The organism is Lactococcus petauri (assembly GCF_002154895.1).
GTDB classification, from domain to species: domain Bacteria; phylum Bacillota; class Bacilli; order Lactobacillales; family Streptococcaceae; genus Lactococcus; species Lactococcus petauri.
Window position 1 is genome coordinate 38,396 of record NZ_MUIZ01000007.1, and the last position, 16,694, is coordinate 55,089.

Annotated in this window: 23 protein-coding genes and 1 riboswitch; of the genes, 21 read left to right on the plus strand and 2 right to left on the minus strand. The window is 35.0% G+C overall.

From position 1 onward, the window contains the following. Positions 1-41 precede the first annotated feature (41 nt). Positions 42-473, plus strand: a complete 432-nt coding sequence (locus BZZ03_RS10120) for a hypothetical protein (RefSeq protein WP_086583203.1) — start codon at positions 42-44, stop codon at positions 471-473. Here the strand turns inward: BZZ03_RS10120 and BZZ03_RS10125 are convergent. Then, positions 466-735 carry a chorismate mutase gene (locus BZZ03_RS10125; RefSeq protein WP_019293319.1) on the minus strand — a complete coding sequence of 90 codons (270 nt, stop codon included), beginning with the start codon at positions 733-735 and terminating at the stop codon, positions 466-468. The genes BZZ03_RS10120 and BZZ03_RS10125 overlap by 8 nt on opposite strands. 139 nt (positions 736-874) lie before the next feature. Between BZZ03_RS10125 and BZZ03_RS10130 the strand changes: the two genes are divergently transcribed. Genes BZZ03_RS10130 through dnaX form a run of 5 tightly spaced genes read left to right on the plus strand, consistent with a single transcriptional unit; the run spans position 875 to position 4,276 of the window. Then, the gene (locus tag BZZ03_RS10130; RefSeq protein WP_019335757.1) at positions 875-1,141 is read left to right on the plus strand and encodes a DUF2089 family protein; all 267 of its coding nucleotides are present in this window, start codon (positions 875-877) and stop codon (positions 1,139-1,141) included. Between the two features lies 1 nt (position 1,142). Beyond that, entirely contained in the window at positions 1,143-1,436 is a 294-nt protein-coding gene (locus BZZ03_RS10135) for a hypothetical protein (protein ID WP_086583204.1), read from the plus strand. Between the two features lie 56 nt (positions 1,437-1,492). Beyond that, a complete protein-coding gene (locus BZZ03_RS10140) occupies positions 1,493-1,972 on the plus strand; it encodes a GAF domain-containing protein (RefSeq protein WP_003133125.1) in 480 nt (159 codons plus the stop codon). Between the two features lie 12 nt (positions 1,973-1,984). Continuing rightward, on the plus strand, positions 1,985-2,605 hold the full coding sequence (locus BZZ03_RS10145) for a protein kinase family protein (protein WP_086583205.1): 621 nt from the start codon (positions 1,985-1,987) through the stop codon (positions 2,603-2,605). Between the two features lie 12 nt (positions 2,606-2,617). Further along, complete coding sequence (dnaX, locus tag BZZ03_RS10150; RefSeq protein ID WP_086583206.1) at positions 2,618-4,276, plus strand: DNA polymerase III subunit gamma/tau; 1,659 nt, start codon at positions 2,618-2,620, stop codon at positions 4,274-4,276. A 32-nt stretch (positions 4,277-4,308) separates the two neighbouring features. Here the strand turns inward: dnaX and BZZ03_RS10155 are convergent, their stop codons facing one another. Further along, positions 4,309-5,772: an amino acid permease gene (locus tag BZZ03_RS10155; RefSeq protein ID WP_019291956.1), complete on the minus strand. Its 1,464-nt coding sequence runs from the start codon at positions 5,770-5,772 to the stop codon at positions 4,309-4,311. A 75-nt stretch (positions 5,773-5,847) separates the two neighbouring features. After that, positions 5,848-6,024: riboswitch (Lysine riboswitch) on the minus strand. Positions 6,025-6,238: 214 nt separating this feature from the next. Here BZZ03_RS10155 and BZZ03_RS10160 point away from each other — a divergent pair. The 15 genes from BZZ03_RS10160 (at position 6,239) to BZZ03_RS10235 (ending at position 16,247) form a co-directional block, all read left to right on the plus strand. Then, on the plus strand, positions 6,239-6,451 hold the full coding sequence (locus tag BZZ03_RS10160; RefSeq protein WP_019291955.1) for a hypothetical protein: 213 nt from the start codon (positions 6,239-6,241) through the stop codon (positions 6,449-6,451). A 185-nt stretch (positions 6,452-6,636) separates the two neighbouring features. Further along, positions 6,637-6,930, plus strand: a complete 294-nt coding sequence (gene rpsF, locus BZZ03_RS10165; RefSeq protein WP_003133129.1) for a 30S ribosomal protein S6 — start codon at positions 6,637-6,639, stop codon at positions 6,928-6,930. A gap of 37 nt (positions 6,931-6,967) precedes the next feature. Next, positions 6,968-7,462: a single-stranded DNA-binding protein gene (gene ssb, locus BZZ03_RS10170; protein ID WP_017369521.1), complete on the plus strand. Its 495-nt coding sequence runs from the start codon at positions 6,968-6,970 to the stop codon at positions 7,460-7,462. Positions 7,463-7,581: 119 nt separating this feature from the next. After that, positions 7,582-7,827 (plus strand): 30S ribosomal protein S18, encoded by a 246-nt coding sequence (gene rpsR, locus BZZ03_RS10175; protein WP_003133134.1) that lies wholly within the window; start codon positions 7,582-7,584, stop codon positions 7,825-7,827. A 478-nt stretch (positions 7,828-8,305) separates the two neighbouring features. After that, positions 8,306-8,596, plus strand: a complete 291-nt coding sequence (locus BZZ03_RS10180) for a WXG100 family type VII secretion target (protein WP_086583207.1) — start codon at positions 8,306-8,308, stop codon at positions 8,594-8,596. Positions 8,597-8,639: 43 nt separating this feature from the next. After that, positions 8,640-9,059, plus strand: coding sequence for a hypothetical protein (locus BZZ03_RS10185; RefSeq protein WP_143466339.1), 420 nt, complete (start codon positions 8,640-8,642; stop codon positions 9,057-9,059). Next, positions 9,056-10,291 carry an alpha/beta hydrolase family protein gene (locus tag BZZ03_RS10190; protein WP_086583209.1) on the plus strand — a complete coding sequence of 412 codons (1,236 nt, stop codon included), beginning with the start codon at positions 9,056-9,058 and terminating at the stop codon, positions 10,289-10,291. Before BZZ03_RS10185 ends, BZZ03_RS10190 begins: the two co-directional genes overlap by 4 nt. Further along, positions 10,263-10,580 (plus strand): hypothetical protein, encoded by a 318-nt coding sequence (locus tag BZZ03_RS10195; RefSeq protein ID WP_086583210.1) that lies wholly within the window; start codon positions 10,263-10,265, stop codon positions 10,578-10,580. Before BZZ03_RS10190 ends, BZZ03_RS10195 begins: the two co-directional genes overlap by 29 nt. A gap of 2 nt (positions 10,581-10,582) precedes the next feature. Next, positions 10,583-10,843, plus strand: a complete 261-nt coding sequence (locus tag BZZ03_RS10200; protein WP_086583211.1) for a hypothetical protein — start codon at positions 10,583-10,585, stop codon at positions 10,841-10,843. Between the two features lie 1,271 nt (positions 10,844-12,114). After that, positions 12,115-12,966 (plus strand): ACP S-malonyltransferase, encoded by an 852-nt coding sequence (locus tag BZZ03_RS10210; protein WP_086583213.1) that lies wholly within the window; start codon positions 12,115-12,117, stop codon positions 12,964-12,966. Continuing rightward, entirely contained in the window at positions 12,963-13,685 is a 723-nt protein-coding gene (fabG, locus tag BZZ03_RS10215; RefSeq protein WP_086583214.1) for a 3-oxoacyl-ACP reductase FabG, read from the plus strand. Before BZZ03_RS10210 ends, fabG begins: the two co-directional genes overlap by 4 nt. Next, the gene (locus BZZ03_RS10220) at positions 13,678-13,971 is read left to right on the plus strand and encodes a phosphopantetheine-binding protein (protein WP_086583215.1); all 294 of its coding nucleotides are present in this window, start codon (positions 13,678-13,680) and stop codon (positions 13,969-13,971) included. Before fabG ends, BZZ03_RS10220 begins: the two co-directional genes overlap by 8 nt. Before the next feature lie 2 nt (positions 13,972-13,973). Further along, on the plus strand, positions 13,974-14,456 hold the full coding sequence (gene fabZ / locus BZZ03_RS10225) for a 3-hydroxyacyl-ACP dehydratase FabZ (protein ID WP_086583216.1): 483 nt from the start codon (positions 13,974-13,976) through the stop codon (positions 14,454-14,456). Then, complete coding sequence (locus BZZ03_RS10230; RefSeq protein WP_086583217.1) at positions 14,453-15,358, plus strand: ABC transporter ATP-binding protein; 906 nt, start codon at positions 14,453-14,455, stop codon at positions 15,356-15,358. Before fabZ ends, BZZ03_RS10230 begins: the two co-directional genes overlap by 4 nt. A gap of 1 nt (position 15,359) precedes the next feature. Beyond that, a complete protein-coding gene (locus tag BZZ03_RS10235; RefSeq protein ID WP_086583218.1) occupies positions 15,360-16,247 on the plus strand; it encodes an ABC transporter permease in 888 nt (295 codons plus the stop codon). Positions 16,248-16,694 lie beyond the last annotated feature (447 nt).

The window sequence follows — 16,694 nt, forward strand, 5'->3', positions numbered from 1 at the left end:
CTTTTTTTGAATTTTTATACTAAAAAGACTAAACTATACATATGGATATAAAAGAAAATTTAAAAAATATTATAGATAAACTAGACTATGGACAGGTTGCAAAACTTGCAATGTTGGAGAGAGGAGCTTATGCAGTATCTGGACCGCAGGAAGCAGCTGCTGATGGTGACCTGTTTGAGGACTTTGCATCCAAATACTTGTCGGAGAATGAAGATTTGACGGTTGTTAATCGCAAAGACCCAGAAGTTGCACTTCAACCAGAAGATTTTGAGGTATTGCTTGATCAACTGAAAGCTCCTCAACATATCATTTTCGTAGAATGTCTTGAATTAGGTACAACTGAAATTAAGGGCTTTTTGAATGCCTTACTCTCGGCTGGTTTAATCGAAAGTAGCAAGGTAGTTCTCTTGGATTTGCCACAATTAGAATATATGGCATTACGTTCAAGTATGAAAGGAAAAATCGCTATTTAAAGCGATTTTTTTCTTGATATTCTCGGGAACGTTTCATAATTTCTTTATAGATAGAGTGGATAGCTGGCTCGTATTGGAGTTTCTCTGTCCTTTTTTTTATCTTTTCGAGAATAAAGTATTCTCGATCCGCATCGTAGACATTTTTATTTTCTTCTGCCTTAGCTGTGATTACCTCGTCAACCAAGGACATGCGTCTTTCTAAAAGCGCAATAATTTGGTCGTCTAGTGCATCAATTTCTTTACGGGTTTTTTCTAAAGTCATATTTTTATTATGACACAAAAGCTTCTGGAGGACAATTTTTAAATAAAAAAAGCAATCTACATTTATTAAAATGAAAAATTTTGCTTTTTTACTTCAATAATGTTAAGCTTCAATAAATAATATTAAGGTTGGAGAAATTATGGATTGGTTTTTTAATCTGGAAGATGAAGAACAAGAATTTATCAAACAATTTATTTTTGCATCGGGTTCTTTGAAAGAGTTGGCCAGGTATTATGGGGTGAGCTATCCTACTGTGCGGTTGCGTATAGACCGTTTAATTGAGAAAATTGCTCTGAATGACACTAAAAAGGATTCCTTTGAAGTGAGTATTATGCAAATGGTTATTGATGAAAAAGTGAGTCTGAGCAGTGCAAAAGAGATTATAAGAAAACATAGGGAGATTTGAGATGAATCATTTAATGGATATAGCAATAATTGGAGTCATTATCGCATTTCAGACATTTGCGGGATATAGGGAAAATAAGTACTTGGGTGCCATACTTCCGCTTGCTTTCTTGGCCGCTGCAGGTGTTTTCTTATACAGAGGTGCTCTTGGTTTTAATTTTAAAGATATTGTGATGCCCTTCATTGGACTCTTTGTCTTAATCATGCTGTATCAAGGAGGAAAAGAGTCAAGAAAAAGCAAGATAAATAAAGAGTTAGAGAAAATGAAAGCCAAAGATATTTCAAAAAGAAAATAAGGGATAATTTAATCGCAAGTATTGACTCTATTGTGGGTTAAGTTTATAATTATAAGATGAATAAAAGCGAAAAAATTGAAGGATATGAACTCCTTAACCTACAATTGAAAGGTTTACTTTCAACACAAAACTATACATTGTCAAATCTCTCCAACGCATCAGCTCTTCTTAATGACTTCTTGCCTAATCAAGTCTTTGCAGGGTTTTATTTGTACAACGGCGAACAACTTATTTTAGGCCCTTTTCAAGGTGGGGTTTCTTGTGTCGAAATAAAGTTAGGCGCTGGAGTATGTGGTGAAGCCGCAGAAAAACGCCAAACATTGATTGTTGACAATGTTAAAGAACATAAAAACTATATTTCTTGTGACAGCCGAGCACTGTCAGAAATTGTAGTACCGATTATTAAAGACGGCGAATTAAAAGGAGTTTTAGATTTGGATGCTTCAGAAACTTCCTTTTATGATGATGTCGATCAAAAATATCTTGAAGAATTTTGCCACATTTTGTCAGATATGACTGATTGGAAATTTTTTTGAGCGAGGTAAACAATGAAGGAAACAGTAAATAACTTTATAGCAGATAAATTTGGTTCCAGTGAGGTGAAGCCTGTAGGTTTTAATGCTTTGGCTCAACCTAAAGCATTTGCTCAAGATTTGGGTAACTTTGTGTATCAGTTGCACCAATTAGAAGCAACGGGAGCCGAAAGCCCAGCCTTAATGTTGCCGGTCATCGAAGCTGAATTTTTGACACTGTTGGATCAAATGAAAAGAATTGCACCTGTAGAAGGTCTGCGCTTGTATTGGGATAAAGCTTCTAAAAATCCATGGACTAAGCCGGCGGTCGTGTTACATGGGGATTTGAACTTAGATACCGTGTGGAAGATGGCCGACAAATTTTCGGGAGTGGCTGAAACAACAGCTTCCATAGTTGGCGATCCAGCCTATGATTTAACTATTGCATGGGAAATATTTGATGAGAAACAAAGAAAGATATTTTTCTCCGCTGCTGAAGCCGATAAGGCAACAGTCATCCGCGCTCGCGTTTGGGCTATTTACAAGGCAATGAAAAATTATAACGCTGCCGATATTGATCAGTCTATACTGGCGCGTGATGTTCTTTTCCGAATCAATGAAGAGCTCGGTCTTGGCGCAGAGCCAGACCTTTATTAGAAGGAATGAAAAATGGCTTACCAAGCTTTATATAGAAAATACCGTAGTCAAAGATTTGATGAGATGGTTGGCCAAGAAGTGGTGGCCACAACCTTAAAGAATGCTATCGTTAATGGGCAGATTTCCCACGCTTATCTTTTTAGTGGTCCACGTGGGACAGGAAAAACTTCCGCGGCAAAAATTTTTGCCAAAGCAATTAACTGCCCTAATCAGAAAGAGGGAGAGCCTTGTAACACTTGTGATATTTGTCAAGCTATTACCGAAGGCAGTCTTGAAGATGTGATTGAACTTGATGCTGCTTCGAATAATGGGGTTGACGAAATCCGTGAGATTCGAGATAAATCAACCTATGCAGCCAGTCGCGCCACTTATAAGGTTTATATTATCGATGAGGTTCATATGCTTTCAACGGGAGCATTCAACGCTTTACTGAAAACCTTGGAAGAGCCTACAGATAATGTTGTCTTTGTTTTAGCAACAACCGAGCTTCAAAAAATTCCGGCAACAATTATTAGTCGTGTGCAAAGATTTGCTTTTAAAGCCATTACAACGCATGATATTCGTCAGCACTTAGCAGAAGTTTTAGCTGATGAGAAGATTGAGTTTGAAGATGCGGCACTTGATGTCATTGCAAAATCTGCCGAGGGAGGAATGCGTGATGCCTTGAGTTTATTGGATCAGGCCTTAAGTTTTTCTGATGGCAAGCTTGCAGAGAAGGATGCTCTTTTAGTGACAGGCTCCATTGCCAATGAAGCGCTTGTCTCTTATGTTGCAGCATTGACCGCTTCAGATGGACCAACTGCACTTGATGCTTTGGAGAAAATCTTTCTTGAAGGTAAAAATATGTTGCGTTTTACGGAAGATCTCTTAACTTATTTCCGTGATTTGCTTTTGCGGGAAAATAATGAAATCCCACGACCTCGTCTTTACCAATGGATCAACATTGCGATTGAGTCTCTGAAAATTATTAAAGAAACAACACAGAGCAAAATTGCTGCTGATGTGATGACGATGCGTCTTGTAGACGCAGGTGCTTATTCTTCTGCGGAAGATAAGGAAGTTCCAGAAAGTTTGAGCCATGAGCTTCAGGCTTTAAAAGCAGAAGTTGCAGAGCTAAAAGCTAAATTGGCAGAAACGGGCAGCCAAACGGTGGTATCCACTGTCAGTCAAGAAGTTCAAATTAAGCAGCAAGTGAAAACGAAAACAGTCACCGAAAAGTACACTGTAAATCAAGATTTGGTTTTTAAAGCTTTAAAGGAAGCGACCAACGAAGCTCGTCAAGCAGTTTTTGGTGCATGGCCTGAAATTGTTTCCAGCTTTACCAAACCTTCAGACCGTGCCTTAATCAATAATACTGCCCCCGTGGCAGCCTCAAGTAATTTTGTGGTAGTTACTTTTCCTCATGGTAATTTAGCAAAGCGTGTTACGGAAAATGAAAACCTACAATTAACTTTTGGCAATTTAATGTCATCAATATTGGGATTTTCGCCTGAGATTATTGCTTTAGCAGAGCAAGATTGGCAGTCTGTACGTCAAGAGTATGTCTTAAGCCTTAAAAAAGGGGAGCAGCATGTTACAAAAGATACGGAATCTGAGCCAGAAGCAGAAGAAGTTCTTGTAAGTAAGGCTAAAGAATTTTTTGGCGAAAAAGTGAAGATAATCAACGACTAAAAAAACGCCTTATGGCGTTTTTTTTAGTTGTTTTAATCAATATCACGGCTTAAATCAACTTCTTCAAGCGGAATAAGTTTTGTTTTCTTCACGATTTTGTAAGAGAAATATAAAATCAAGAAGAGAGGTAAAGCAAGGTAGGTCGTAATGATGCTTTGCGCATTCATCGTTACGGTAGTAATTTGCCCGATAACGATAATGATTGAAAGAATAAGAGCGATGATTGGTCCAATAGGGAACCATTTAGCATGGTAGCCTAACTCAGAAAGTTTATGACCTTGTTTAATAAAAGCACGGCGGAAGCGGAAATGGCAGATAGCAATTCCAATCCAAGCCAAGAAACCAGACAAACCGGAAGCAGCGACCAAATAGAAATAAATTTCAGTTCCGAAGATACTTGTTAAGAAGGCCAAAAGACCGATGGCAACAGTCGCTAAAATTGCATAAATTGGTACGCCGTTACTTGTATTTGTTTTAGCGAAGATTTTTGGTGCATGCCCCTCTTTTGCCATACCAAAAAGCATGCGAGAAGCAGCATATAACCAAGAGTTGGCAGATGAAATAACCGAGGTTAAGATGACAGCATTCATAACGGATGCAGCAGCAGCTAAGCCAGCACGTTCAAATACCAAGGTAAATGGAGAAACGGTAATGTCGCTTTGGGTTGCTGCACGGAGAAGACTAGGGTCTTTATAGTAAACCAAGGCACCGATTACGAATATTGAGAGGAAATAGAAAATAATAATCCGCCAAAAGACTTGTTTAATCGCTGAGGGTACATTTTTCTCAGGGTTTTCTGACTCGCCGGCTGCGATACCAACGATTTCTGTACCTTGGAAAGAGAAGCCTGCAATCATGAAGACAGCAATCATACCTCCAATACCACCGACAAAACCATGATTTCCTCCAGCAGAAAGATTGCGTGCCACATCTGGCTTATAACTCATAACTCCAAAAATTGTTGCGAGACCAATCACGATAAAGGCGATAACAGCGATGACTTTAATTGTCGCCATCCAAAATTCTGCTTCACCATAAGCTTTAGCTGAAATGAGGTTAACCAAGAGGATGAGCGCAATCACAATAGTCGACCATATCCATGTGGGCACATGGGGCAACCAGAACTGCATAATAACACCAACTGTAGCTGCCTCAACCGCTACAGTAATTGCTGAGTTAAACCAATAGTTCCATCCCATAGCGAAGCCGAAAGCTTTATCTACATAACGGTCAGCGAAAGAAGCAAAAGAGCCTGATACTGGAAGATAGGAAGCCATTTCACCTAAAGACGTCATAAGGAAGAAAACCATGAGCCCAATGGCGACATAGGCAACTAACGCGCCTAAAGGTCCAGCTTGAGAAATCGTTGCGCCTGATGCAACAAATAGCCCGGTGCCAATAGTTCCTCCTAAGGCAATCATTGTTAAGTGACGATGTTTAAGGCCACGTTTAACTTGCGTGGATGGCGTGGCCTCATTATTTGAAGTATTATCCATTACTTCTCTCCTAAATTTATAAATATTAATACAAAAAGCAATCCCTAGAGATTGCTAAACGTCAGAAAGATCTTTCATCCGAATAGCGCATCATAGTCATAGTTAGACCACGACAGTTTAACAGGTATTTCCCGCTAAACCAAGAAAAGTCGGTGAGCATAACTTCTCTTTCGGCAACCGCTCCTGGGCTAAACTTCTCAGCATGCTCTAGCTCTGCTTAGCTTATTATTGGTTGCGACCTCTATCGTTTATTAAGTATTTATGAATATTTTAGATTAATTTGAGAGGGATGTCAAGGACGAGCCTGCTAGATTTGAATAATTATACACATTGTTGTTTAAAAATACAGATTTTTTAATGTTTAGCCATTAAAAATCTAGACATTTGTTTTAGAGATTAAAAAGAGTTATAATATAAGAAGAGATGATTGCGTTTTCATCTCAATTATATCTGGAGGTGGTTTTCAATGACGTTTACCCCAAAATATGTATCTCCAACTTACGCGGGAGAAAAAATAGTATGCGTAACCCGTAGCCAGGAAGGGGAAATCTCCCATTTATACCAGCGCTTTGATAGCCGTTGCAAGTTGCATTTTATCGTGAAAAAGCTTGGCTATTATCAATCGAAAGAAGGTGAGTATCGCTACATTCCAGCGAATGTGCTTGATGTAGTCGCTTAATAATAAAAAATGATGAGAAATCTTCTGCAGAGGCAGAGGGTTATTTTTTATTTTATAATAGAATAAATAAGATAAATCAACTTGCAAAATGTAGCTAAATTTGATAGAATATATACTTGTGAGTAAAAACTCATAACTTACACAGGCTCCAACCTGTGTCATTAGTCCAAAAGGAGGAAAAATCAATGACAAAATACGAAATTCTTTATATTATTCGTCCAAACATTGAAGAAGAAGCAAAGAAAGCCCTCGTTGAACGTTTCGATAGTATCTTGACTGACAACGGTGCTGCTAATCTTGAGTCTAAAGACTGGGAAACACGCAAACTCGCTTACGAAATTCAAGACTTCCGCGAAGGTATCTACCACATCGTAACTCTTGAAGCTGCTACTGATTCAGAAGCTTTGAGCGAATTTGACCGTCTTGCTAAGATTAACGGCGACATTCTTCGTCACATGATCACTAAAGTAGAAGCTTAATTCTAGTTTAGCTGGACAAATTTAAAGGAGAAGCATCATGATTAATAATGTTGTTTTGGTCGGACGCGTTGTGCGTGACCCTGAACTGCGATACACACCGCAAAATACTGCGGTTGCTACATTTACGATTGCTGTTAACCGTCGTTTTAAAAACGCGCAAGGCGAACGTGAAGCTGATTTCATTAACTGTGTCATCTGGCGTCAATCTGCTGAAAACTTGGCAAATTGGGCTAAAAAAGGTGCCTTGATTGGTGTAACAGGTAGTATTCAAGTGCGAAATTATGAAAACAAAGAAGGTCAACGTGTTTACGTGACCGAAGTATTGGCTGATAACTTCCAAATGCTTGAAAGTCGTGCCGCACGTGAAGGTGGCTCTGGTTCATATTCTGCACCACAGCAACAACAATCACAAAATCGTCCTTTTGCTGGCTCTAACAGCTCAGCAGGAAATTCAACACCTGATTTTGGTCGTGATGCAGATCCATTTGGTGGCTCACCAATGGAAATCTCAGATGATGATCTTCCATTCTAATAAGTAAGGCAGCTGTACAAGGCAGTCTATCTGAGCCCTATACGTTGAGTATAAAAGCGGTATCCGTATTGACTTTTCTACTCAACAACATCATACAATAATATAAGGAGAAACACACTATGGCTTTTCAAAAACGTGGTGGCTTCAAACGCCGTAAAAAAGTTGACTTTATCGCAGCTAACAAAATCGAAGTTGTTGATTACAAAGACACTGAACTCTTGAAACGTTTTATCTCAGAACGTGGTAAAATCTTGCCACGTCGCGTAACTGGTACTTCAGCTAAAAACCAACGTAAAGTGGTTACAGCTATCAAACGCGCACGTGTTATGGCTCTCTTGCCATTCGTAGCTTCAGACGAAAACTAAGAAATAACTAGGCACCTTCGGGTGTTTTTTTGTTACGTGCTTTGATACAATAGGGAGCGTGAATCTCATTATGAAGAATAAAAAATCTGAATATGGTAAAATAAAGCTTTATCTTAAACCTTGTATTTGATGTAGTAAATACAGATTTTGAAAAATGAAAATTTAAAACTAACCAAAAAACTAACCAAGCAATTATAGAAGTGTGTGTATTAAATTTTATAAAATAAAGAGCTGCTGAAGAGTAATTATTAGTAGCTTTTTACTTTGTATATTTTGAGAAGTACTTTGAAGAAAAAGTGATAGTATTTATTGACAATGAACAATTAGCTTGTTAGAATGAAGATGTAAAAAAATTAAATTGTTGTTTCATATGCTTTACATACTTTAATATACCAATTGAGACTAAATGTAGTTGTTGACAATTAGAAGTGACAATCTGTTTGATAATTAATATATAATTTATAAAGGAGCCCTAGACATGGCAGCAATCAGCGTAACACCCGAAGAACTCAAGCAACAGGCACAAGTCTACATTCAATCAAAGGAACAAATTGAGCAAGCGATCCAACGTGTAAACTCAATGAATTCAACGATTGCGGAAGAATGGAAAGGCCAAGCCTTTCAAGCTTACTTGGAGCAATATAATCAACTTGAGCAAAATGTTCGTAAGTTTGAAGAGCTTCTTGAAAGTATTAACCAACAACTCAATAAATATGCGGATACTGTGGCGGAACGTGACGCACAAGATGCACAAAGTTTTGGGTTCTAAAGCGGAGTAGCCTTGAGGGCTACTTTTTTTAAAGGATAATTAAATGAAAAAACGAAAAAAAGGACTAGTGATTGGACTATTATCTGTTGTAATAATTATATTAATCATGGTCATCGGAGGAAAATTGTATATGGATAATCAAGAAAGTAAACAAGATGAAAGTTTGTCTAATCAACGATTGGCTGCAATTGCACTAAAAAAAGAAAAACCCTATGTGACAAAAGTAGAATTTAAGGGGAATGGGTCCCGTCCAGGTTTGGGAGCACCATGGGTTATTGGTGCAAAAGCTACTATGGATGGAGAGGTATTTGATATTTCTCTTGAAACAGAAGGAAATACGGCAGTTCATTTTCAAGGTAATGAAGATAAAAGAAAGAGATATGAAGAAATAAGCAAAGAAGGTATTAATAAGCACCCATTAGAGGTAATTTATAGTAATGGAGAACGTGAGGTATTAAAATGACTCCAGAAGATTTCAAAGTGATAGCTGGTGAGTCTTATCGAGTGGATGGTAAAATAAAAGATAAAGTACCTCTTTATCCCAAAGATATAATTGAGGTCAATGGACAAGAATGGCAAGTTCTCAAAACCAAGGATAATAAATGGACAGGCTTTCAAGCTATGGCTGTAGCTCCAGTAACTGATGGAACTCACCCAAGTAATGTGGTGATTGCTTATGCAGGAACCAATCCTTTTCAGTTTGGAGACCTTTATTCAGATGTTGCGAATGTTGTATTGTCTAATGGTGGCGGGCAAATGTGGGAAGCAAAGCGATTTGCGGATCAAGTGGCTCGAGATTATTCGGATGCGTCCATCTCAGTGACGGGACATTCTCTTGGTGGTTATCTTGCTTTAGCACAAGGGGCGGAACATCATTGGCAGACGGTAACCTTTAATGGTCCGGATCCTTATGAAAATTTATCTGGACAAGCGAAAAAATGGGTAAAAGAAAATGCTGAATTTTTAACAAATTTTGTGAATTACAAAGATATTGTCACCTATGGTGGCGGAAGTCTTACTCAAAGTGCGGGAAATTTGAAAACGACAGGAAAACGTGTTTGGATTGATAATGGATTACTCGTTCATAGTATTGATAAATGGAAATTTGATGACAAAGGGAATGTTGTCGATGGCAACGGAAAGAGTTATAGTCTTCCAAGTCCAACAGAGCTTGATGCAAGCATGACCACACTTCAAAATTCTTTTAAAGCACAAATGAAAGAATTAGGGAGTTTAAAAAAACGATTAAGTGCAAGTGGTGGAGGTTTATCTTCTGGAGAGAAAATCTATCTGGATTCTGCTCAAGCTCTTGCCATAGTTTCAACAGCTGGTGCAGAATTTAATTTGGCTATGGTTAACGTGATGAAAATTTATCATGATGGTATAAGAGAAGCAGAGGAACTTTGGCAAAAAAACTTGTCTGATGCAATGTCTATTGGTCATCAATTAGAACGTTGGGAAATATATGATGCGCTGGAAAGTGTAGGCTGTACAGAATATAATATTGTGGGAGTACCTTCCCAACAATACCAAATGAAGATTGATAAAATCCGAGAAATGAGTGAGCAATTTACAAGCCTTGAAAATCAAATCAAGGCAAAGATTTCAGAAATCGTGGCTCGTGATTCAGAATTGGCACAACAGTTGAGAGGCGAAGGGGATTATTTTGCTTACAGAAGAAGAATTAAAACGTGACTATAATTTGAAAAGAGCGCAATTGGAAGAGCAGGAGGACACGATTAGACGTGGAGAACAGAGCTTTAACCAAATGCTTGAACAAACGTCTCAAAACGTCTCTCGCATCCTTCAAGAGGCAGAGGGAGATGTTTCAGAGGCTTCACAGTTTTCACGTCATCGTCTCCAACAATTGTCTGAAGAATATGGCGAGAAGTTTCAAGAAGAAAAAAGACATGTTCAAATGCAGTTGGAAGAAGCAGAACGTGAATTTAATCAAAACTATAAGGCACTCAAAACAAAGGACTAACCATGGATATTATTGATAAACTTATAAAAAAAGCACAGAAAGAAATGCAAAAGGTACAAATTCAAACGAAAGGTCTGATTAATGTCGTAAAGAGTAGCGAAAAGCGAACGCAGGTACAAAAAGACTCTCAACAAGAAGTGGTTCAAGCCAAGCAATCTCTTTTGAAAAACTCATCAGAGTTGAAAGCATCTCTTAAAGGGAGCTTTGCCAACAAAGTCTCAGAAACGTTTGAAAAACAAAAAGAGGCGTTGGGAGATATTTAACCTTTTTTTAAAATTTATAAAATAAAGAGCCATTAGAAAAATTTCTAATGACTTTTTACTTTGTGGGTTTTATTTGATAGAATATAAAGCTTTACTTTAAGATTTATTTTTAGCCCAGTAAATATAGTATTATAAAAAATTAGTATAAAACTAACCAAAAAACTAACCAAGGAATGAAAATGTGTGGAGTAAAATATTTAAAATAAAGGGCTGCTGATTAAAACTTTTCAGTAGCTTTTTACTTTGAAAATTTTTCAAGTAGACAATTCAGAACCAATAGTAACCTGCTGTATAAAGGACATATATTACAGAGCTCCTGATTTGAATTAATAAAAACTAATCATAGAAAGAAAAATTATACAATAAAGAGTTACTGAAATAGCTTTTATCATTAGCTTTTTGTTTTGGAATTTTATTATGAGAAATAAGTTGATAATATTTTATGAGTAATAAATCACAATATTGTAAAATAAACTTTTTTCTTTCCATATTGAAAGACATAATATTCCCAACATCTGTGATAATAGTTATCGTTAGACAAAGGGTTGAATGGGAAATCAATTGTGTTACAAGTAGACAAAGTGGAAATGGAAGACAATCTCAACCTAATGGGGTAATCATTGCGATTGAGGATTATCTTATTAGTTTGGATAATAAGTATAATTCCAATAATACAACGCAATTAATTGAAAGCAAAGCAAGTTCATATATTTGTAGAGTAAGTAGTTTGCTAAAGAATCTTTCAGAAGCTATTAGCTAATTGTGTTCAATTTATATGATCATTTTATTATAATATTATGGTATTCTGTTCTTTATAGGTAATCCCTACTTCGGTGGGGATTTTTACTATAATAGGCCTATGTCGTAAAGAATAGTTTCTTCGTAGTAGTCATAAGTTGCTGAAAAGGGAAATTTGAAATTAACAAAGCAAATAAAAATAGTATGTATATTGTAAAAAGGGTTACTGTTTATATCCTCCATAACCGTTATTTACGCCCCCTACTTACCATGGTGTTAAGATTTAGACACAATCAGAATATTTGAATGATTTAACGCACCACAAAACACACTAAAGTGAAAATGTTTGGTATATGAATAAAATGAATTTTATCATATATAGGTGCTGGAAAATTTTTTTATTACTTGACAAGTTAAAATGAAAGCGCTATACTTATGCTGTGATTTAAGGCACAGGATCTAATGAGGGAGGAGAATAATTTATATTAGTAATGTGTAAGAACAAAATTTAGATATCTAGAAAGGAAAGGATAGTGTCAAAAATTATCTTATATGGTGGACAAGGGAATATTAAATTACAGGATTTAATAAAGTTATCAAAAACCAACATGGGTAAAAAAATTATTTCAAAATTAAGAGATACTAATTATGAATCATTTTTATATTTTAAAAAAATGTTAAAGGGGGAAGTACCACTTTCAGAGAGCCATGCTTCAATGTTGGGGACGTTTATCTATAATTTATGGAAAACCCAAGATATTGACTTATCTGAAATTTCTTATTTTTCTTCACATAGCGCTGGAATTTTTAATGTATTAATGGCAAGTGGCTCGTCAAGTTTTGATAAAATACTTATATTTATTGAAAAAAGGGCAGAATTAGTAGGAAATCTAAAAAGAAAAGAGGAAATGTGGTTTACCGTGACAACATCTATCGAAAAGTTACGGCCAATTATTAAAAAGTTAAATGATGTAGAATTCGCAATAACAACTAATCCAACTACGTGTGTTCTGGCATTTTCAGAAGAAAAGAAAGATGAACTCATGGAAGTAATACAAACGTCAGGCTTGGAAATTAGAATTAAGAAATTGAATCTTAAAGTTCCTTATCATACAAAATTTCTTAACTCATTAGAAGAGAAATATAGACAACTTGTAAAGGAACTTGATATTCAGCAGAATGATGAGTTCAACTATATATATAGTTTGGATAATCTTGAAGATGAAATAATAAATCAATTGACAAATGAATTCAATTGGTATGGGATATTAGAAGAGATTATAAATAAAAAATTAATAACTTACGATTTAACTTCAAACGGGTTTATTCAAAAGCAAATTAGAGGATTATATAAGCAAATTAATGATAATAAGGAGAAAATGTGAAAGTAGCAATTGTAACAGGTGGAACACGAGGGATTGGTCGTGCCATAAGTATAGAACTTTCCAAAGAAGGTTACAAAGTTATTGCAATTTATCAAGGGAATGATACCGCTGCTCAATCATTAGTTGATGATTATCCAAGCATCGATATTCAAAAATGTGATATTTCAGATGAGAAATTGATAGAGAAAACTATAAAGTCAATATTTGAAACATATGGCCAGATTGATTGCTTAGTGAATAACGCAGGAATAACAAAAGATGGTTATTTTTTAATGATGTCTTCAGAAAAATGGGAAAATATCATAAATATCAATATATTAGGTATGGTAAATGTTTCTAAAGCTGTTTTAAGATACATGAAGATTAAAAAAAATGGAGGAAAAATTATTAATATTTCTTCAACTAGTGGGGTTGCAGGACAGGTTGGACAAACAAACTATTCAGCAACAAAAGGGGCAATTATCTCTTTGAGCAAGTCATTAGCTAAGGAATTTGCACCGGATAATATTAATGTAAATTGTGTTAGTCCAGGATTTATCGATACAGATATGACTAGTGGGATAAAAAATAAGCAACAGATTATGGAAAATTTAATTCCGCTTCACCGATTTGGAAAGCCTGAAGAGGTCGCATGGCTAGTTGCATTTTTAAGCAGTGAAAAATCAAATTATATTACAGGAAAGAACTTCGTAATTGATGGAGGAATGATTAATGATTGATTGGAAAATTGAAAAAAAGAATATTGAAAAACGCTTGGTTATTGAAGATAAAATTAAAAGAATCATAATTGATTCTTTAATGCTAGATTTGGATAAAAGGCTTATCCAAAATGATCAACCTTTATTTGGTAGAGGGTTAGAATTAGACTCAATAGATGCTTTAGAATTATCTATTGGTATCTCAACGGAATTTGGCATTACATTATCAGATGATGATATGTCTATTTTTTCATCTATTAATAAATTAACAGACTATATTATGGAAAATCAAACTGAAGAGGTATAAACATGGAAGGACTAAACGCTACGCAGATTATGAAGCTTCTTCCTCATTCGTATCCTTTTTTATTAATTGATACTGTTGATGTGTACAGAAAAGGGAGTATTATATGTAAAAAAAATGTAACTATCAATGAGCCGTTTTTTCAAGGCCATTTTCCGACTGAGCCAATTATGCCAGGAGTATTACTTGTGGAATGTGGGGCTCAAGCTGCGGCTTTAATGTATATCTTAGATGGCTTTCCAGAAAAAAGTATCAATAATTCGAATTTTCAAGATTTTTTATTTGATGAAAATTTATCGGGTAAGGTTGGTTATTTGGCGAGCATAAAGAATTTTAAGTTAAAAAATTTGGTTATGCCGGGAAATATTCTAAGTATTAGATGTAAGAAACTTAATACACTAGGTAAATTATCAGAGGTTGAAGTTAAAATTACAAATGAATTACACAAGGAAATAGCTTCAGGAAGGATTTTGGTTTCACAAAAATGAAAATAATTTTAAAAGATATTGAAAAAAAATATGGAAATTTTGAAGCTCTTAAGGGTATATCCACTGAATTTGAAGAAGGAAAGTTCTATGGGTTGCTAGGGCCGAATGGGGCAGGAAAAACTACATTATTTAATATTTTGATTCAAGCGATTAAAAAAACTTCTGGAAGTATCGAGTGGCAAATTGAAGGGGAAAAGGTAAAGGCAGATAGATTTTATAATCATATAGGAATTGTTTTTCAGTCAAGCCGATTAGATGAAAGTTTGACAGTGGAAGAAAATCTTATTACTCGTGGTGCATTATACGGAATGAATAAAAAAGAAGTACTTTATAATTTAGAAAAAATTGAAAAGTACTTATCAATAGGAGAGTTGAATAAGCGCCGTTATGGTATGCTTTCGGGTGGACAAAAAAGAAAAGTTGATATTGCAAGGGCACTATTACATAATCCATCTATTCTCTTACTTGATGAGCCGACAACTGGCTTAGATCCAAAATCAAGGAATGATTTATGGAAAGCTATCTATGAACTTAACAAAAAAGAAAAAATGACAGTGGTTTTAATTACTCATTATTTGGAGGAAATGATATTTTGTGACCAACTAAATGTTTTAGTTCAAGGATCTCTTCATTATTCTGGGACAATAGAAGAGTTTATTCAAAAAAATTCTTCTACAAATTTGAAAATAGTATTAAAAAATATAAATGATATTTTATCTAATCAAATTGCTAGAATTCCTGAACATGTAAAAGATAAAATTTACATTTATCGAAATATAACAATGGAGGAAATATTAAATATCCTTTCTGAAAATCAATATATTATTGAAAATTTTGAAGTTCAAAGTGCAACGTTAGAAGCAGCTTATTTGAATTTATTAAAGGAAACGCAGGGAGTGTAAGATGGTAACTTTAGTAAGAAGAAATATTCTTGTATATACGCGAGATAAGATGGCATTTTTTATGTCATTCCTTTCAGTACTTATTCTATTGGTTTTGTATCAAGTGTTTTTAGGGCAAATTCAATTAGATGCTATAAAAGAAGCAATGGGTACAGCCTCAGTTTCTTCGAATGTGATTAATATGGTAAATTTATGGTTAATTGCTGGACTTACAACTGTTGTATCTTTGACAAGTACGTTAGGAGCTTTTAGTGTTATGGTTTCTGATAAAGAAAAAAAATTGAACGAAGATTTTGAAATTAGTGGACTATCTAATTGGAAGCTTGAATTATCTTATATTGTTGCCTCAGTTATGTTAGGTACACTGATCACAATTCTCAGTTTTTTCTTTGGAATCTTAATCTTTAATGGATTTAGTTTTCTACAAATATTTCATTTTATGGATGTTATAAAAATATTAGGTTTAATAATAATGAGCTGTTTATTATCAGCCACCCTTGTTCTTCCTTTTTTATCTTTTATAAAAAGTAGCTCAGCTTTTAGCACCATGAGTACCATTATTGGTACATTAATTGGTTTTTTGTCGGGAGTTTATATTTCTATTGGTTCTGTTGGTAAAGTATTAGCTCAAATTATGACATGGTTTCCTATGACTCAGATGAATGCACTATTAAAAAATGTGATGATGTCACATAGCTTGAAAGAAGTATTTGCAGAAGCACCAAAGTCAGCTGAAGCTAATTATAAAATCTCGTATGGAGTGACTTTGGAAACAGTAAATAATCATATTATTACCAACAATGAGATGTTTTTATACATTATCTTTTGTATGTTTACATTATTATTTATTTACTTAGCTATTAAAAAGGGTATAAAACATGGGAAGTGATTCTGATTATAGAATAAGAGAACTAAAAGAAGAAGATGTCCCAAAAGTAGTAGATCTATTTAATAGAAACAAGGTTTATCAATTTAAAAATGGAGAATTATTGACAGCGGAGGATTTTCATTTAACAAAATCAATTAAGGAAATAACTCATTTTTATATTCTCGAAAAAAATAATAAAATAGTTGGAACTACTGCTTTTTTTAAATTTATTACTTTTGGGGCATTGCCTGAACCAGAAACTTATAGTGGATTCCTTTTAATTGATTCAGAATATCGAACCGGTACAGCAATTTCGTTGCTTCATAAAGAAGTTTTATTAGAGATTATCAATTCTGGGTTTCATACTCATTATACGGAAATTAGTAAATATAATAGAGCCTCATTGAATCTTTCTAAAAGAAATGGATTTTCAAAATTTGAGGATAGTTATGAGGATATATATCATTG

Bases quoted from the DNA above. Each gene is read 5' to 3' on its own strand.
- dnaX (WP_086583206.1), top strand. From the start codon at position 2,618: ATGGCTTACCAAGCTTTATATAGAAAATACCGTAGTCAAAGATTTGAT.
- BZZ03_RS10125 (WP_019293319.1), bottom strand. From the start codon at position 735: ATGACTTTAGAAAAAACCCGTAAAGAAATTGATGCACTAGACGACCAA.
- BZZ03_RS10155 (WP_019291956.1), bottom strand. From the start codon at position 5,772: ATGGATAATACTTCAAATAATGAGGCCACGCCATCCACGCAAGTTAAA.
- BZZ03_RS10235 (WP_086583218.1), top strand. From the start codon at position 15,360: ATGGTAACTTTAGTAAGAAGAAATATTCTTGTATATACGCGAGATAAG.
- BZZ03_RS10185 (WP_143466339.1), top strand. From the start codon at position 8,640: ATGAAAAAACGAAAAAAAGGACTAGTGATTGGACTATTATCTGTTGTA.
- BZZ03_RS10120 (WP_086583203.1), top strand. From the start codon at position 42: ATGGATATAAAAGAAAATTTAAAAAATATTATAGATAAACTAGACTAT.
- rpsF (WP_003133129.1), top strand. From the start codon at position 6,637: ATGACAAAATACGAAATTCTTTATATTATTCGTCCAAACATTGAAGAA.
- BZZ03_RS10130 (WP_019335757.1), top strand. From the start codon at position 875: ATGGATTGGTTTTTTAATCTGGAAGATGAAGAACAAGAATTTATCAAA.
- BZZ03_RS10160 (WP_019291955.1), top strand. From the start codon at position 6,239: ATGACGTTTACCCCAAAATATGTATCTCCAACTTACGCGGGAGAAAAA.
- BZZ03_RS10145 (WP_086583205.1), top strand. From the start codon at position 1,985: ATGAAGGAAACAGTAAATAACTTTATAGCAGATAAATTTGGTTCCAGT.
- BZZ03_RS10140 (WP_003133125.1), top strand. From the start codon at position 1,493: ATGAATAAAAGCGAAAAAATTGAAGGATATGAACTCCTTAACCTACAA.
- fabZ (WP_086583216.1), top strand. From the start codon at position 13,974: ATGGAAGGACTAAACGCTACGCAGATTATGAAGCTTCTTCCTCATTCG.
- rpsR (WP_003133134.1), top strand. From the start codon at position 7,582: ATGGCTTTTCAAAAACGTGGTGGCTTCAAACGCCGTAAAAAAGTTGAC.
- BZZ03_RS10200 (WP_086583211.1), top strand. From the start codon at position 10,583: ATGGATATTATTGATAAACTTATAAAAAAAGCACAGAAAGAAATGCAA.
- ssb (WP_017369521.1), top strand. From the start codon at position 6,968: ATGATTAATAATGTTGTTTTGGTCGGACGCGTTGTGCGTGACCCTGAA.
- BZZ03_RS10230 (WP_086583217.1), top strand. From the start codon at position 14,453: ATGAAAATAATTTTAAAAGATATTGAAAAAAAATATGGAAATTTTGAA.
- BZZ03_RS10190 (WP_086583209.1), top strand. From the start codon at position 9,056: ATGACTCCAGAAGATTTCAAAGTGATAGCTGGTGAGTCTTATCGAGTG.
- BZZ03_RS10220 (WP_086583215.1), top strand. From the start codon at position 13,678: ATGATTGATTGGAAAATTGAAAAAAAGAATATTGAAAAACGCTTGGTT.
- BZZ03_RS10180 (WP_086583207.1), top strand. From the start codon at position 8,306: ATGGCAGCAATCAGCGTAACACCCGAAGAACTCAAGCAACAGGCACAA.
- BZZ03_RS10135 (WP_086583204.1), top strand. From the start codon at position 1,143: ATGAATCATTTAATGGATATAGCAATAATTGGAGTCATTATCGCATTT.